Raw genomic sequence first — 16,315 nt, forward strand, 5'->3', positions numbered from 1 at the left:
ATTTTTCCGCCCTCAGAAATGATCATTGTTCGTTAATGACAATGCCTTTTGGGATAGGCTCTAAGCAGAGTCGATGAAAGAAAGGCTATTCACTACAATAATAAAGGCTATGTATTCATGCTATTGGTTCATTACACGACATATTTGTTGCAAGCGCAGCTAATGCCAATAAAAGTGAATAAAGATATCTCGTGATGCTAAAAACCACCTTACGCCAAGGTGGTTTTTAGCATCACGAGATATCGACAAAGTTCACGCTAATAGCTGCCCCCCGCCGTTTTATCTTGCTCCCAGCGCCAAATAGCTACCCGCAGATTCATCTACACGAAATTGTTCGACGGTGCGCGACAGTTCTTGAGCCTGTTCGCTCAGAGAGTGTGCCGCAGCCAATGCTTCTTCAACTAAGGCCGCATTCTGTTCGGTGCTCTGATCCATCTGCGATATCGCAAGATTAACCTGCTCAATGCCCGAGCGCTGTTCTGCACTCGCCACGCTGATTTCGCCCATCATAGAGGTTACACGGTGCACACTTTCAACCACTTCACTCATGGTATCGCCTGCCTGCTTCACGAAATCTGTGCCTTCCCCAACCTTGGCAACAGAATCATCAATCAAGCCTTTAATTTCTCTGGCTGCGGATGCCGAGCGCTGTGCCAGCGTGCGCACCTCACTCGCGACCACGGCGAAACCACGCCCTTGCTCACCGGCACGTGCGGCTTCCACCGCCGCATTCAACGCCAGAATATTCGTCTGGAAAGCAATGCTGTCAATCACACCGATGATATCCACAATTTTACGCGATGAGAGACTGATCGAATCCATCGTCACGACAACCCGGCTGACAACATCACCGCCGCGAACGGCCACATCCGATGCCGATACAGCGAGTTCATTCGCATAACGCGCATTATCCGCGTTCTGTTTCACCGTTGCGGTCAGCTGTTCCATGGCCGCCGCCGTCTGTTCTAAGGCGCTGGCTTGCGATTCGGTACGCGCAGACAAATCGCCGTTACCCGATGCAATCTGCGTCGACGCCGTGGCAATGGAGTTTGTGCTGCTGCGAACCTGATTCACCAGATGCGACAGGTTGTCACGCATTGCGCGGATAGCGTAAAGGATACTGGTTTGATCGCCCGGCTTCGTTTCAACATCCACGCGTAAATTGCCTTCCGCGATTTCGCGTACCACATCCACCGCGTACTGTGGCTCACCGCCAAGCTGGCGCATCAGCGTGCGCAACATATTCCATGCAAACGCGGAAATAATTAGCAGCAGAACCAATCCTAAAGACAGTAAAATCAGCGCATTGCGCCAGAATGTTTGCTGGATATCGTCAATGTAATCACCGTAGCCAATCGTCCAGTCCCAAGGCTCGAATTTGATGACGGCATAGAGTTTCTCAACCTTATTCTGCTGCCCTGGGCGCGTCCCTTCCGCAATCACAGTGCCAATTCGCTTGCCTTGAAGCGAAGCGCGGTAGCGCTCTCCGGCTTCTTTACCGCCGCTGGCATCGACGATACCAACGCGCTTAGGGTTAGGGTGCACATAATTCACATCGTTCGTGTAACCGCGCACGAAGAAATAGCGATCCCCTTGATGGAAACTGGCTATCGCCCGTTTGGCTTCTTTCTCTGCTTCGTCGCGCGACAGTTGACCACTTTTCTCCAGGTCATACGCTTTCTGCGCCGCCGAATGAGCCAGTTCCACCAGCGTAGAGAGTTGGCCAGTGCGCTCGCTCATCATCGTGCTATAAAGCGTATTCAGCGCCACGGCAGATAAAATTAGCATCCCTAACAAGGTCGTACCGCATAGCAGTGCAATTCTGGTTCGTAGTTTCACTCTATTTTCTCTCTAATCTCTAAATTCTTTTCAGAAAATTCCGAAGAAAAAGTTACACTACATTGCCGCCTTGAGCCATACCATTCAGGTAGTAATGATAGATTTTTTAACAATAAATAATGAAAAATAACCCTATTCGCTCAAATAAAAACCACAATCGAGCAATAACGACTAAAAAAAGAAAAAAAATGATCGAAATCGAAATAAATTCGTAAGCGAGGTTACAAAAGTGACAGGGCACCAGATCGTTATCCGAACCCCATGTATCGGTAAATCGCGTTGGTTGATTGATCTCTGTATCGATTGAACAGAGAGAGACAAAATCAGGATATTTGCCCCTTAAATACAAAAGCCTCCGCGAAAGCGGAGGCGTTCCCTCTAGTGACAAGGCGCGCTAAGCGGTAACAGCCCTGTCCTCCATGGCTTTTCGCCAGCCTCCCAACCAGTAAGACCGGGCATTAATTGATTGATAAGGACAAAATTCTTTTGGTCTACCGACAATACCGGCTTGATAACCACGTGAATGAGCCCGTTCAAGGCGATCGCGTTTCTGTCTCTTCATGCCTTATTTCCCTCATTATTTATCTGGTGGAAAGAAAACAATGATTACTTTATAAGCAACCACAGACTATCAATACCGATTCTGCCGCCAAAGGTCAAGGCGCAAAATTCACGCCAGTGTCATATTTGTGATCCAAAATAGGAATTTTCCCCATTAAATAACGAAAAAACATAACCATTTGAAAAAAATAAAAAACCTCTAAAAACGCAATGCAATCACAGCATTACACCTTTAGAGGTCCGATTTTTAGAACCTTGGTTTTCGCGTTGTCGTTGTTTCAAACAACGATCAGAGAATGCCAAACCTCGGTAACGCTTAGTTAAGCGTACTTGCCTGCTGGGCAATCGACTGAGAAACCTGCTGCCAGCCTTGTGCCAACGTCCTTACCAGCGCGTCATAGCCATCTTCCGTTTGTGGCAGCACCACGCTAAAGGGGCGTTTAAGCACTTTTCCCTGATGGGTCAGCATCCATTCTCCACGGACGATAACATTGCCATCATAACGGCCATGAAAGCCTGTGACAGAAACATTCAGCACAGCCTGTTCACTTCCCTGCGGCTGCGTGGTGACGATCCAACCAGGCAATTTATGCCCCAGATTAGCCACCAACGCCTGTTGCAATTGCTGATCTAACGGGCTGGCCCACAGGTTATTACTGGCGATGACATACTGCACATCGTTAGTCTGGTAGACCAAACCCGCATTGACGAGATAATCCGCCACGCTGACATGTTCAACCCATAACGAATGCCCCTGAGTCATAGCCGTCTGCACCGTGCTGGTATCCGCGACTGTCGGCAACTGATAGTACGTTTTCTGCGTATTGCTACTGCTGCAAGCGCTCAATACCAGCACCAGAGCTAGCGTCCAGACTTTCATCATTATTTTGCCCTCTTCGGCTGAGGATCTTGACTACCCGAAGCCTCAAACACCAACGCATTGCTTTTCTCGTTCAGGGTACGCAGCACAGGCTGTAATTCCCGCAAGACCTGATCCAGGCGTTGCATATCCGCCACCATCTTATTATACGCCGGTGAGCCAGGCTGGAAGCCTTTCATACTGCGATTCAGTTCAAGCAGCGTTTTTTGCATATCTTCCGGCAGATCCTGCATCGCTTTGCTAGATGTCAGTTTGTTCAACGTCGCCAACGTTTTTTGCATTTCGCGCAGCGTGGCCTGACTTTCCGCCAGCGTCTTCGTCGCTTCATTGACCATCGGGTTCAGCGGCAGATTATTCACTTTATCCAGCACTGCCATCAGCTTCTGCTGAATTTGAGACAGGCCACCGTCAATCGTCGGTAGGATCGGGTAACCATCAAAAACATAGAGCTGTTTATCAACCTTCTCTTTCGGATAAAAATCAAGATCGATATAAAGTGCGCCAGTGATCAGATTTGCCGACTTCAGTGACGCACGTAACCCCTGTGATGGTGCCTGTTTCAGGTGCTGTTCTATGTCGAATGAGCCTCCAATCCTTTTCGCAAAACGCTCTGGTTCAATGCGTATCAGCACCGGAATGCGGTAGTCGTCATCCAGATCCTGCTGCATATTGCGCGGGAAAAATGGCGCTTCAGCAACCGTTCCTAGTCGAATGCCGCGGAATTCAACTGGTGCCCCCGCCTGCAAACCACGGATCGATTCACTGAAGAACAGCAGATACTCTTTGTATTCAGTGTATAGCGAGTCCTGAATATTGCGTTGACTATCAAAAAGCCGATATTGCGCCATTGCCTTGGCTGCATCACCCAGTTCCCATCCCGACGGTACATCAAAGCTCACGCCACCGCTAAACAGCGTCGTCAGCGAGCCCATTTCGACACGCATTCCCTGTGCCGACATATCAAATGCGACGCCACTGTCTTTCCAGAAACGAACATTGGTCGTCACCAGACCGTCATACGGCGCAGAGATAAACAGCTGATAGCGCATCTTACGTGCTTTCGGATCGAACTCGCTGGTTTCCACTGACCCCACCCGATAGCCACGGAACAGAACCGGATCGCCCGCATTCAACTGGCCGGATTGTTCACTGTCCAGTATCACCCTGATACCTTTCGCATCCGGCGAGGCCAGCGGCGGCGCATCCAGCAGGGTAAACTCGCGTTTATCATCCTTATGGGCACCGGGCTGTAGCTCAATGTAAGCACCGGATAATAACGTCCCCAGACCGGACACCCCTTCCCGACCAATTTGCGGCTTTACCACCCAAAAAGCAGAGTCCTGTTTTAATAATTTATCCATGCCATCATGCAGACGCGCTTTGATCTCCACCCGGTGAAGATCGTCGCTCAACACCACGCTCTCTACCACGCCAACATCTACGCTACGGCTTTTGATAGCAGTTTTGCCTGCTTCAATGCCTTCGGCGTTGCTGGTAATCAGCGTAATTTGCGGTCCCTGGTGGCTGAAATGGTAAAACAGTATCCAGGCACCGATTAGCACCGTGACAATCGGCACAATCCAGACCGGCGACCAGCGTTTAATCGTTTCTACATCCGCAACGGCATGATTATCTTTCGCCAACGGAAGACTCCTTATGAAGAACATCATCGCGACGATCCCACAGCAACCGGGGATCAAACATCATCGCAGCAAACATGGTCAGAATCACCACAGCCGCGAACAGTACCGCCCCTATGGCGGGATAAATACTCATCAGACGACCAATGCGCACCATCGCAGACAGTACAGCAATAACGAACACATCAATCATCGACCAACGTCCAACAAACTCAACCATCTCATAGATGACGTGCATTCGCTCGCTGTCTTCCGTTTTTTTAGTTTTGCCATTGGCCTGCCAGCATAGCCAACCTAACGCCAGCATTTTTAGCGTCGGCACCATCACGCTGGCGATAAAAATCACTAGGGCGACAGGGTAAGATCCCATTCCCCACAGCAGGATAACACCTGACATGATCGTCGATCCCATTCGATCGCCGAAAGCTTCCGTCACCATAATCGGCATCAGATTCGAGGGGATATAGAGCATCACCGAGGTGATCAGCAACGCCAGCGTCCATTGCAGACTATGTTTCTTACGGACATGTCCACGTGAGTGACAACGCGGACATAGTAACTGGTTGGCTGGCAGAATAGCGGTGCAACATGAGCACGAGCGTAGCCCTTGCGATAGCCCGCTTTTCCCCAACATCGGGGGAGCGGGTAATGCGGGTGGCGGTACAATGTCATTCCACAACCAACGGCGATCGAGGCTTTGGAAGGCCAGCAGTTGCAACAGACAGAACAGGACAAAAGGCATAAAGCTGGTGCCGATGCCAATGTCACCATAGGCCATCAGTTTGACAAAGCTGACCAACACGCCGGCCAGAAAAATCTCCGCCATGCCCCAGCTTTTAAGATGAAACAGCATCTTGCCCATGCCCTTTTTCAGTGCCAACGGCAGCGATGCATGCAGGCAAAGCAAAATAAGGGTCGCCATACTGAAAGCAGGGACGAGTTGAACAAAAAGCATAAATAGAGTTGCGACGCTGGCGTAGTTTTCCGCCACCATCACTTTAGGAATCTGCATCAGGGTAATTTCGCTGGTGATTCCCGCCACGCGCATAGAAACGAAGGGGAAGAGGTTTGCCAGCAATAGCATGAACAGCGCGCTCACCGCGTAGCCAACCGGTCGTTTACGTGGTTCCGTCTGACGGCTGGTTAGTGCGGTTTTACAACGTGGGCAGGTCGCTTTCTGGCCGTGTAACAGCTCAGGTAACTCCACCAGCAGATCACACTGCGGACAAAGCATATAGTCATCATGGTGATGATGTTCGTGTTCAAGGCCATGTTCACCGTGTAGGCCATGCTCACGCTGAAGATTACAGTCATGCCGATCGTGATGGGAACACATACGTCCTCTCCTTCAAAACTCGTCAGCTTCTGACTGAAAACATCTTCTATCAATACGGGAGTTAACCTCCCGTATTGATGACACAACACAAACAGCGCAGATTAGCCGTTTTTCTGTGCTTCCAGCACTTCCCAGCGTTCAAAGCTAGTTTCCAGTTCGCTTTCCGCCTTTGCCAGAGCGGTCAACACCTGTTGCGTCTCTTCATGCGGACGGCTAAAGAAACCGCCGTCACTCATCTGCGCCTGTAATGATTCAATTTCCTGTTCCAGTTGCTCAAGACGCAGCGGTAACTGCTCTAATTCGCGCTGCTGGTTATAACTTAATTTCCCGGCACTTCGTTTAGCGGGCGGTGCGGTATTCGGTGTCGTCGCCGATGCGGTTACCGTCGGGGCCGCTGTCGTTCGCAGTGGTGTTGTCGTGGCACGCTGCTGTTGCGCATCGAAATAACCGCCGACAAAACGGGAAATCTTGCCATCGCCTTCAAAGATCCAGCATTCAGTGACCGAATTATCCACGAACTGACGATCGTGGCTGACTAGCAGAACGGTTCCCTGATAGCTTTCGATTAATTCTTCCAGCAGTTCCAGCGTTTCCACGTCCAGATCGTTGGTCGGTTCGTCCAGAATCAACAGGTTGCTAGGCTTGAGAAACAAACGTGCCAGCAGCAGACGGTTACGTTCCCCACCTGACAGCGCTTTTACCGGCGTCATCGCACGTTTCGGATGGAATAAGAAGTCCTGCAAGTAGCCCAGCACGTGACGTGAGCGGCCGTTAACCATCACTTCCTGCTTGCCTTCCGCCAGATTGTCCATCACCGTACGTTCTGGATCGAGTTCAGCACGATGTTGATCGAAATAGGCAACTTCCAGCTTCGTGCCACAGTGCACACGTCCGCTGACAGGCTCTAACCCACCCAGCATCAATTTTAGCAGCGTAGTTTTACCGCAGCCATTCGGCCCTACCAACGCAATCTTGTCACCGCGCTGTACCTGAGCAGAGAAATTACGTGTCAGTATCTTATTGTCAATCTGGTAGCTGACGTCTTCCAACTCGAACACAATCTTGCCAGAGCGGGCAGCCTCTTCAACCTGCATTTTTGCAGAGCCCATGACTTCTCGACGCTGCGCACGATCCTGACGCATTGCCTTCAGCGCCCGCACGCGCCCTTCATTACGTGTACGTCGAGCCTTAATGCCCTGACGTATCCACACTTCTTCCTGCGCCAGTTTGCGATCGAACTCTGCATTTTGCAGATCCTCAACCCGCAGCGCTTCTTCTTTCCCTTCCAGATATTTCTCGTAATTGCCCGGCCAGGAAACCAGTTTGCCACGGTCAAGATCGACAATGCGGGTCGCCATATTGCGAATAAATGAACGGTCATGGGAGATAAAGACGATGCTGCCCTGGAACGTTTTCAGGAAGGTTTCCAGCCAGTCGATCGTCTCGATATCCAGATGGTTAGTCGGTTCATCCAGCAGCAGCACGCGCGGCGAACTCACCAGCGCTCTGCCAAGTGCCGCTTTACGCAGCCAGCCACCGGAAAGCGACGCCAGCGGTGCATCCGCGGACAGGCCTAGCTGTTCCAATACTTCATGAATGCGGCTTTCCAGTTGCCACAATCCCTGATGCTCTAGAACATCTTGCAACTTAGCTAACTGATTCAGGTTCTTTTCACTAGGGTCACTCTCTACCAGACGCAGCATGGCATGGTAATCCTTCAGGTAACCCGCCTGTGCTGCGACCCCTTCAGCAACAAAATCGAACACGCTACCGGCAACATCGCGCGGCGGGTCCTGTTGCAAACGGGCGACAATCAGATCCTGTTCATAGATGATGCGACCATCATCCAGCGGAATGTCTTTAGCCAGAATTTTCAGTAGCGTCGATTTACCCGCGCCGTTACGCCCAACCAGACAAACGCGCTCATTTTCTTCGATATGGAGTTCGGTGTTATCCAACAGCGGCGCATCGCTAAACGACAGCCATGCACCTGAAACACTAATTAAAGACATCGGTTACTTTTCCTCACCGGCATGCGTTAGCAGCCAGCAGTTATGAATCTGACGATTACGAGCAAAATCTTGTGATTGGGTCTGCGCGGTGATTTCTTTGGCGTTCAGCCCCAGCGCGGTCAGGCCAGCAACATCCATCTGGAAGCCACGTTTATTATTCGAGAACATGATGGTGCCGCCACGGCGCAGCAGACGTTTGAGATCTTTCATCAGCGCCAGATGGTCGCGCTGGACATCAAACGACTCTTCCATCCGTTTTGAGTTCGAGAAGGTCGGCGGGTCAATGAAGATCACATCAAATTGTTCATGACCGTTATGCAGCCATGACAAACAGTCTGCCTGAATCAAACGATGCTGACGCCCGGTCAGGCCGTTCACCCGCAGGTTTTTCTCTGCCCATTCCAGATAGGTGCGCGACATGTCAACGGTGGTCGTTGAACGTGCCCCGCCCAATCCGGCGTGAACACTCGCCGTGCCGGTGTAGGCAAACAGGTTGAGGAAATCTTTGCCACGGCTCATCTCACCCAGCATTTTACGGGCGATGCGGTGGTCGAGGAATAAACCGGTATCAAGATAGTCGGTCAGATTTACCCACAGTTTGGCACCAAATTCTTCCATCAGCAGGAAGTCGCCTTTCTGTGCCAGTTTCTCATACTGGTTTTTACCTTTCTGACGTTCGCGCGTTTTCAGTACCAGACGATTCGACGGTAATTCCAGCACGCTCAGCGTCGCGTTAATCACATCAAACAATCGCTGGCGGGCTTTTTGTGCATCAATGGTTTTCGGCGGGGCATACTCTTGTACCACGACCCAACTGCCGTAGCGATCGACGGCTACATTATATTCAGGCAGATCGGCATCATAGAGGCGATAGCATTCAATCCCCTGCTGCTTGGCCCATTTTTCCAGCTTGCGCAGATTCTTACGCAGGCGGTTGGCAAAATCTTCCGCGATTTGCCCCGCAGATTCCCCCTGCGTGTCTGCCAGTTGATAATTCTTCTGTACACAGTCCAGCGGGCCGTTTTTTGCCTTAAATTGACGTTCAGCACGCAGTTGCAGGCAACTGAGCAGCTCCGGCGACGCACTGAACAGCGATAGCTGCCAGCCGCCAAAATCGCTTTTCATCTTACGACCCAGCATATTATGCAAGGCGATCAGCGCCGGTTCGCTTTCCAGACGCTCGCCGTAAGGCGGGTTGCTGACAACCGTACCTTTCGGGCCTTCCGGCAGTGGATTTTTTAGCTGTGCTGCATCCCTCACGTCAAAAGAAATCAGTTCGGCAACGCCTGCACGACGCGCATTGGCTTTAGCGATCTCAATCACTCGGCGGTCGTTATCCGATCCGAAGAAGCGTGACGCGGTCGCCTGCAACCCCTGGCGGGCGCGCACCTGTGCTTCAGCAATCACTTCGCGCCACAGTTCGGCATCGTGCTTTAACCAGGCGTTAAATCCCCAGTGGGTACGGTGCAAACCGGGTGCACGATCGGATGCAATCATTGCCGCTTCGATCAGCAACGTACCGGAACCACACATCGGATCGACCATCGGCGTACCGTTTTGCCAGCCGGAGCGTAAAACAATCGCCGCCGCCAGATTTTCTTTTAACGGCGCGAGTCCGGCCAGATCGCGATATCCACGCTGATGTAAGCCCTCACCGCTTAAGTCCAGCGAAACGCTAGCGGTATCGCGCTGCAAAAAGACGTTAACGCGAATATCCGGCTGCTGTTTAGCCACGTCCGGTCGCTGCCCGGTTTTGCGCGTAAAGCTATCTACAATCGCATCTTTTACTTTTAACGCGCCGTACTGACTGTTGCGGATATCTTCATTAGTTCCCGTAAAATGCACGGCAAAAGTTTTATCGATGCTAAAGATCGCTGACCAGTCAATCGCCTGCACGCCCAGATACAAATCCAGATCGCTGTGTACCTTGAATTCATTCAGCGGCAGCAGAATGCGCGACGCCAGACGGCTCCACAGCAGGCTCTGGTACAGCAGGCGGTTGTCACCCTCAAAATGGACACCGCCCTGCACAACCGCACAAGACTGCGCACCCAATGATTCGAGTTCGCTTTTTAATAACTCTTCCAGTCCCCGCGCCGTGCTGGCAAACAAAGCATTCATGTCGTCACTATCACCAAAAAGAAATACATTAAAGAAAGAAATTGAGGCGCATTATAGCTAATCCGAGACGCTTGTCATAAAGTTGCCGCTTTACTTCTGCAAGGAACAGGTCAGTGATCGGCGTAACGCGGCTTTATATACACCCAGTAAAATCGATGCGAGGGCTACAACTGTCCCACGCGATGGCATCTGTCAGCGGTTTGGCAAACGATCGTGCATTCATGATTACCGAGCCTGATGGTACATTTATTACTGCTCGCCAATATCCGCAGATGGTGTTATTTACCCCCGCCTTGTTACCCGATGGACTGTTTATTGCCGCACCGGATGGTCAAACGGCCACTATTCGTTTTGCCGACTTCACCGAGGCGCCTCAACCAACTGAAGTCTGGGGAACACACTTCACCGCGAGCGTTGCACCCAATGCTATCAATCGTTGGCTAAGCCATTATTTTCAGCGCGACGTGCAGTTGCGTTGGGTGGGCAATGCGCCGTCACGGCGGGTAAAGCATTATCCCGATGTTCCTCTGGCTTTTGCCGATGGTTATCCGTTTCTGTTAATCAATGATGCGTCATTTCAGGCGCTACGCCAGCGCTGCTCGGCCGGTATTAAAATTGAACAATTTCGCCCTAATCTGGTGGTGACGGGCGCAGAGGCATTTGCCGAAGACAGCTGGAAGACCATTCGTATTGGCGAGATTATTTTTGATGTTGTCAAACCCTGTAGTCGCTGCATTTTGACCACCGTCAGCATCGAACGCGGGCGCAAACACCCGTCAGCAGAGCCTTTGGCAACGCTGCAATCTTTCCGTACTGCCGACAACGGCGACGTTGATTTTGGGCAAAATCTGGTCGCCAGAAATACAGGTATCATTCGCGTAGGCGATACATTGGAAGTTCTAGCAACCAAACCGCCGCGTCCTTATGGTGCAGGTCAGGTCGTCGAAAGTCTTGCCGTTCCCGAAAAAAGTAAACAAGCCGTTACCATCCACTATCAGGGAAAATTGTTGCAAGGGAATAATCAGCAAATTTTGCTGGAACAATTGGAGCAACAGGGCATTCGCGTCCCCTATTCTTGTCGGGCTGGACTGTGCGGTTGCTGTAAATTGACGTTAGTCAGCGGAGAGGTTTCTGCACTGAAGCAAAGTGCCATCAGAGCAAACGGTGAGATTCTTAGCTGTAGCTGTATTCCGCAGAGTGACCTTCATTTGCAATAAAAAAGCATCTGCAATAGTCGAAGAAAAGCCAGCACGTATGCAGCTTAAAGTATGACGGGATTTAGACGACCTTGGCGTACTCAAATGCCGACGTGCCGTCACCCAACGCGGTTTCCCACTCAGCTCTGTTCTGAACGACGGCAGGCATTAGCCTGTCGTGCATGATTTTTATGGCGTCACCCAGCCCCATCATTTTCCCATTCAATGGCAGCTGTTCTTGCGCCAGCAGGCAAAGACAAGCTTTATCCCCCGCTTCCGCCACCAGAAAACAGGCTGTTTCATGCGTTTCGGTAAGTTGCACCTGCACAATATCCCCCGCCTGCGGTGAATAGGCCACGGCATCCGGCTGCTGGATGAAATGCCAGCTTTTTGGCATGAGCGGCTTAAGGAATCGGCTTGCCACCAGCGCATTCAAAACTAACTCACCCTGAAGGTCGCGGTGTAGGGCCACTTTCTGGCATTTGTCATTATAGGTAAAAAATAGTGCGGCATCGTCAACGCAAAATGCACATTCATTAAATGCATCCGGCGTTAGCATTTTAGACGGAAAGCGAGAACGGAATAACATGCCGTTAGCCAGATCCAACATCAGGCGATCGTGTTCGGTATCAAAATACCAGCGCCAGTTATCGTCAGGTTTTAACTTCATATTATTTACCCTTCGCCTTCACAGTAGAAATATCAGAAATGGCTGATTGTGTTTTCTTACATCGCAATAATCGTTCAGCGAATAAACGCCGCAGCAAGAAGATCAGACATCGATTGATAGATTATTTACGCAAACGGATAAAATATAGACTAGCTGGGGGGATAAATAAACCCCCAGCTAGAAATGAAAGGACTTTCGGATTAAATATGTGTAACGATATCTTTAATCAGGCGAGGACCGTGGAAAATAAAGCCTGAATATATCTGTACCAGCGACGCGCCAGCCGCCATTTTTTCACGCGCGGCGACCAGAGAGTCAATTCCGCCAACGCCAATAATCGGTAAACGTCCCGCTAATTCCTGTGACAAACGACGGATAATTTCCGTGCTGCTCGTCTGCAATGGGCGCCCACTTAATCCTCCCGTTTGTCCGCAATGATTTAATCCCTGAATCAATTTCCTATCGAGCGTCGTGTTAGTGGCAATCACACCGTCGATGTTATGGCGAACCAGGCTATCGGCAATTTGGATCAATTCCTCTTCAGAAAGATCCGGGGCGATCTTCACCGCCACAGGGACATATTTCTGATGCTTCTCTTTTAATTCTGTCTGCTTATTCTTTATCGCTAGCAAAAGATCGTCCAGCGCTTCGCCATATTGCAGGCTGCGCAATCCCGGCGTATTGGGCGACGAAATGTTGATCGCGATATAGCCCGCGTGAGGATAAACCTTATCCATACAGATCAAATAATCGTCTTTGCCTTGCTCAACCGGCGTATCTTTATTCTTGCCAATATTGATCCCTAATACACCGCCAAAACGTGTTTTCTTTACATTCTCGACAAGGTAATCCACGCCTTTATTATTGAACCCCATCCGGTTGATCAACCCTTCCGCTTCCACTACGCGGAATAATCTTGGTTTATCATTACCGGCTTGTGGACGCGGCGTCACCGTACCCACTTCAATAAAACCAAATCCCATTGCGCCTAAAGCATCGATGCATTCGCCATCTTTATCTAATCCCGCAGCCAAACCCAGTGGGTTTTTAAAAGATAGCCCCATGCAGGTAACAGGTTTAGTCGGAACGGATTGACGGACGAGAAATTCAAAAGGCGTGTTGGTAATACGGCGTAATTGTTGGAAGGTCAGCTCATGTGCACGCTCTGGATCGAGCTGAAACAGGGCTTTTTTGATAACGGGATAGAACATATTGTCTCCTGAGATCCCTATCACAAAGGTATCTTGCTTACGCAGAAAGTAAGCAATAGTGGATTACGGTTTAACTCACGGTCGGTGATGGTAGTGCCATCTCTGCGGAAAGTAAAACGTTTGCGGAAGTAAGAAATTAGCGTGGGGGAAATATCACACGCGGCAGGCTACCGCGTGTGATAGAGGAATGGCCGTGACGGAATTAGTCTTGCAGTGCTTTGCTGATTTTCTCGAACAGATCGCCAGACAGATTTTCCAACGTCTTCAGTTGCTCCAGCGCCTGACGCATTTGCGCCCGACGTTTAGCATCATAGCGTTTCAGGCGGATTAGCGGTTCGATCATCCGGGCCGCAACCTGCGGATTGCGGGTATTGAGATCGGTTAGAATCTCCGTCAGGAAGCGATAACCGCTGCCGTCTTCTGCGTGGAAAGCCGACGGGTTCGATGCCGCAAATGCCCCCACCAACGAACGTAGACGGTTAGGGTTGTTCAGGCTGAATGAACGGTGTTGCAACAATTCACGCACGCGGGTTAGCACATTATCTGCTGGGCTAGAGGCTTGCAGCGCGAACCATTTGTCCATGACCAACCCATCCTGATGCCAGCGGTCATCAAACTGTGTCAGCAGTTCATCACGCACTGGCAGTTGAGCGTCAACTGCCGCCGCCAGCGCCGCCAGCGAGTCGGTCATGTTATCTGCCTGACGGAACTGTGTTTGCACCAGTTTATCCGCCTGAATCGCATCGCTGAATGCCAGATAATGCAGGCAGGTATTGCGCAGCGCACGCTTGCCCATATCTGCATGTTCGATACGATATTGCGGCGCGTGATTCGCGTGGTACACCGCCAACCACTCATCCGCCATCTCCTGCGCCATTGTGTGCGTCATGCTGTCACGCACGGCAGCGATTGCGGTGGGGTCGATGATATCAAACAGTTCGGCAATCTCGTTTTCACTCGGCAATGTCAGAATCTGAGAAGCCAACATTGGGTCCAGTTTGTCATCCAGCAATACGCCACGGAAAGCATCAACAACATGCATTGGCACTGAAAGCGGCTGTTTTTGCTGATAGCGGGAAACGTTCAGACGGATATAGTTAGCCAACAGGCTCTGTGCCGCATCCCAACGCGAGAACGCATTGCTCGCATGACGCATCAGGAACGTCAGTTGTTCGTCACTCCAGGCATAGTTCAGTTTTACCGGTGCAGAAAACTCACGTAATAAAGAAGGAATCGGGCGGCAAGGTACTTGATCGAAAATGAACGTTTGCTCAGATTCAGTCACATTAAGTACTGACGACAGCAGTTGACCGTCTTTCTGAAGCGGAATCACCTTCCCTTGCAGATCGTACAGCTCAATATCCAACGGAATATGTAGCGGCAACTTCTGCTGCTTGTCGGCACCGACTGGCGTCATCTGGCTCACGCTCAGCAGATATTGCTGCGTCTGCGGATCGTAATCATCGCGCACGGTCAATACCGGCGTTCCCGATTGGCTGTACCAGCGGCGGAACTGCGTGAGATCGACGCCAGAAGCTTCTTCCATCGCCAGCACAAAGTCATCACAGGTCGCTGCGCTGCCGTCATGACGCTCAAAATACAGACGAATGCCCGCCTGGAAGCCTTCTTCACCTAATAAGGTGTGCATCATGCGGATCACTTCCGATCCCTTTTCATAGACCGTCAGCGTATAGAAGTTATTCATCTCGATCACCTGATCGGGACGAATCGGATGCGACATCGGGCTGGCATCTTCAGCAAATTGCGCACCGCGCATCACACGCACATTATCGATACGATTAACCGGGCGCGATCCCAAATCGGAACTGAACTCCTGATCGCGAAACACCGTTAGCCCTTCTTTCAGACTAAGCTGGAACCAGTCGCGGCAGGTGACACGGTTACCCGTCCAGTTGTGGAAATATTCATGGCCGATCACCGCTTCAATGTTCAGATAGTCTTTATCCGTCGCGGTTTCCGCTTTGGCCAGCACGTATTTGGAATTAAATACGTTCAGCCCTTTGTTTTCCATCGCCCCCATGTTGAAGAAATCAACGGCGACGATCATATAGATGTCGAGATCGTATTCCAGACCGAAACGGTCCTCATCCCACTTCATCGAATTCTTCAGCGAGGTCATCGCCCAATCTGCGCGATCGAGGTTGCCGCGGTCAACGTACAGCTCCAACGCCACATTACGACCAGAACGCGTCGTGAAGCGATCCTCAAGAACATCAAAATCACCGGCAACCAATGCAAACAAATAAGCCGGTTTCGGGAACGGGTCCTGCCACTCAATCCAATGGCGACCACCTTCCAGCTCCCCTTGCGCCATACGGTTGCCGTTAGAGAGTAAATAAGGATAGCGAGCTTTATCTGCGGTGATGCGCGTCGTGAATTTCGCCAGTACATCCGGGCGGTCGAGATAATAGGTAATGTGGCGGAATCCTTCGGCCTCACACTGCGTACAGAGCGCGTCGCCAGAAAGGTATAACCCTTCCAGAGCGCTATTGGCGGAAGGATTGATGTCCGTCTCAATGCTGAGCGTAAAAGTCGCTGGCAATTGCGTCAGAATCAAACCATCAGCTTGCTGCTGATAATGCGCCCATGGCTGACCATCAACGCTCAGGCTAATCAGCGTCAGCCCTTCCCCATCCAGCTTCAACGGCGCGCCAGCGTCCCCTTGCAACACCACCTGGCTAACGGCTTTTACGCGAGTTTTTTCAGCATGGAGATCGAACTCCAATGCAATGTCGGTAATGGTGTAATCCGGCGCACGGTAGTCATGGCGATATTTTATTTGCGGCTGTTGGTTCATCTAAAGTTTCCACCTCGTCATAAGCATCAAA

The 16,315-nt window shown here is 50.9% G+C and carries 11 protein-coding genes; 1 reads left to right on the top strand and 10 read right to left on the bottom strand.

Annotated elements, in window-relative coordinates; all coding sequences use genetic code 11:
• Positions 1-279: 279 nt before the first annotated feature.
• The 7 genes from EDI29_RS18770 to rlmKL all read right to left on the bottom strand — a co-directional run bounded on the left by EDI29_RS18770 (position 280) and on the right by rlmKL (position 10,389).
• Positions 280-1,839 carry a methyl-accepting chemotaxis protein gene (locus EDI29_RS18770; RefSeq protein ID WP_137742101.1) on the bottom strand — a complete coding sequence of 520 codons (1,560 nt, stop codon included), beginning with the start codon at positions 1,837-1,839 and terminating at the stop codon, positions 280-282.
• 394 nt (positions 1,840-2,233) lie between these two features.
• Positions 2,234-2,401, bottom strand: coding sequence for a ribosome modulation factor (rmf, locus tag EDI29_RS18775; protein ID WP_010276992.1), 168 nt, complete (start codon positions 2,399-2,401; stop codon positions 2,234-2,236).
• A 315-nt stretch (positions 2,402-2,716) separates the two neighbouring features.
• The gene (gene pqiC / locus EDI29_RS18780; protein WP_137742102.1) at positions 2,717-3,283 is read right to left on the bottom strand and encodes a membrane integrity-associated transporter subunit PqiC; all 567 of its coding nucleotides are present in this window, start codon (positions 3,281-3,283) and stop codon (positions 2,717-2,719) included.
• Complete coding sequence (gene pqiB, locus EDI29_RS18785) at positions 3,283-4,950, bottom strand: intermembrane transport protein PqiB (RefSeq protein WP_374213742.1); 1,668 nt, start codon at positions 4,948-4,950, stop codon at positions 3,283-3,285. The genes pqiC and pqiB overlap by 1 nt, the downstream gene beginning before the upstream one ends.
• Complete coding sequence (pqiA, locus tag EDI29_RS18790; protein ID WP_137742104.1) at positions 4,910-6,256, bottom strand: membrane integrity-associated transporter subunit PqiA; 1,347 nt, start codon at positions 6,254-6,256, stop codon at positions 4,910-4,912. Before pqiA ends, pqiB begins: the two co-directional genes overlap by 41 nt.
• 101 nt (positions 6,257-6,357) lie before the next feature.
• Positions 6,358-8,268, bottom strand: coding sequence for an ABC transporter ATP-binding protein (locus EDI29_RS18795; RefSeq protein WP_137742105.1), 1,911 nt, complete (start codon positions 8,266-8,268; stop codon positions 6,358-6,360).
• 3 nt (positions 8,269-8,271) lie between these two features.
• On the bottom strand, positions 8,272-10,389 hold the full coding sequence (gene rlmKL, locus EDI29_RS18800) for a bifunctional 23S rRNA (guanine(2069)-N(7))-methyltransferase RlmK/23S rRNA (guanine(2445)-N(2))-methyltransferase RlmL (RefSeq protein ID WP_137742106.1): 2,118 nt from the start codon (positions 10,387-10,389) through the stop codon (positions 8,272-8,274).
• 113 nt (positions 10,390-10,502) lie between these two features.
• Between rlmKL and EDI29_RS18805 the strand changes: the two genes are divergently transcribed.
• A complete protein-coding gene (locus EDI29_RS18805; RefSeq protein ID WP_137742107.1) occupies positions 10,503-11,606 on the top strand; it encodes a YcbX family protein in 1,104 nt (367 codons plus the stop codon).
• A gap of 61 nt (positions 11,607-11,667) precedes the next feature.
• Here EDI29_RS18805 and EDI29_RS18810 read toward each other — a convergent pair whose 3' ends face one another.
• From EDI29_RS18810 to pepN, 3 genes are all read right to left on the bottom strand, one after another.
• Entirely contained in the window at positions 11,668-12,255 is a 588-nt protein-coding gene (locus EDI29_RS18810; RefSeq protein WP_137742108.1) for a cell division protein ZapC, read from the bottom strand.
• Between the two features lie 200 nt (positions 12,256-12,455).
• Positions 12,456-13,466, bottom strand: coding sequence for a quinone-dependent dihydroorotate dehydrogenase (pyrD, locus tag EDI29_RS18815; RefSeq protein ID WP_137742109.1), 1,011 nt, complete (start codon positions 13,464-13,466; stop codon positions 12,456-12,458).
• A gap of 202 nt (positions 13,467-13,668) precedes the next feature.
• Positions 13,669-16,284, bottom strand: a complete 2,616-nt coding sequence (gene pepN / locus EDI29_RS18820; protein ID WP_137742110.1) for an aminopeptidase N — start codon at positions 16,282-16,284, stop codon at positions 13,669-13,671.
• Positions 16,285-16,315 lie beyond the last annotated feature (31 nt).

It is taken from the genome of Pectobacterium polonicum, from assembly GCF_005497185.1.
Classification (GTDB): Bacteria; Pseudomonadota; Gammaproteobacteria; order Enterobacterales; family Enterobacteriaceae; genus Pectobacterium; species Pectobacterium polonicum.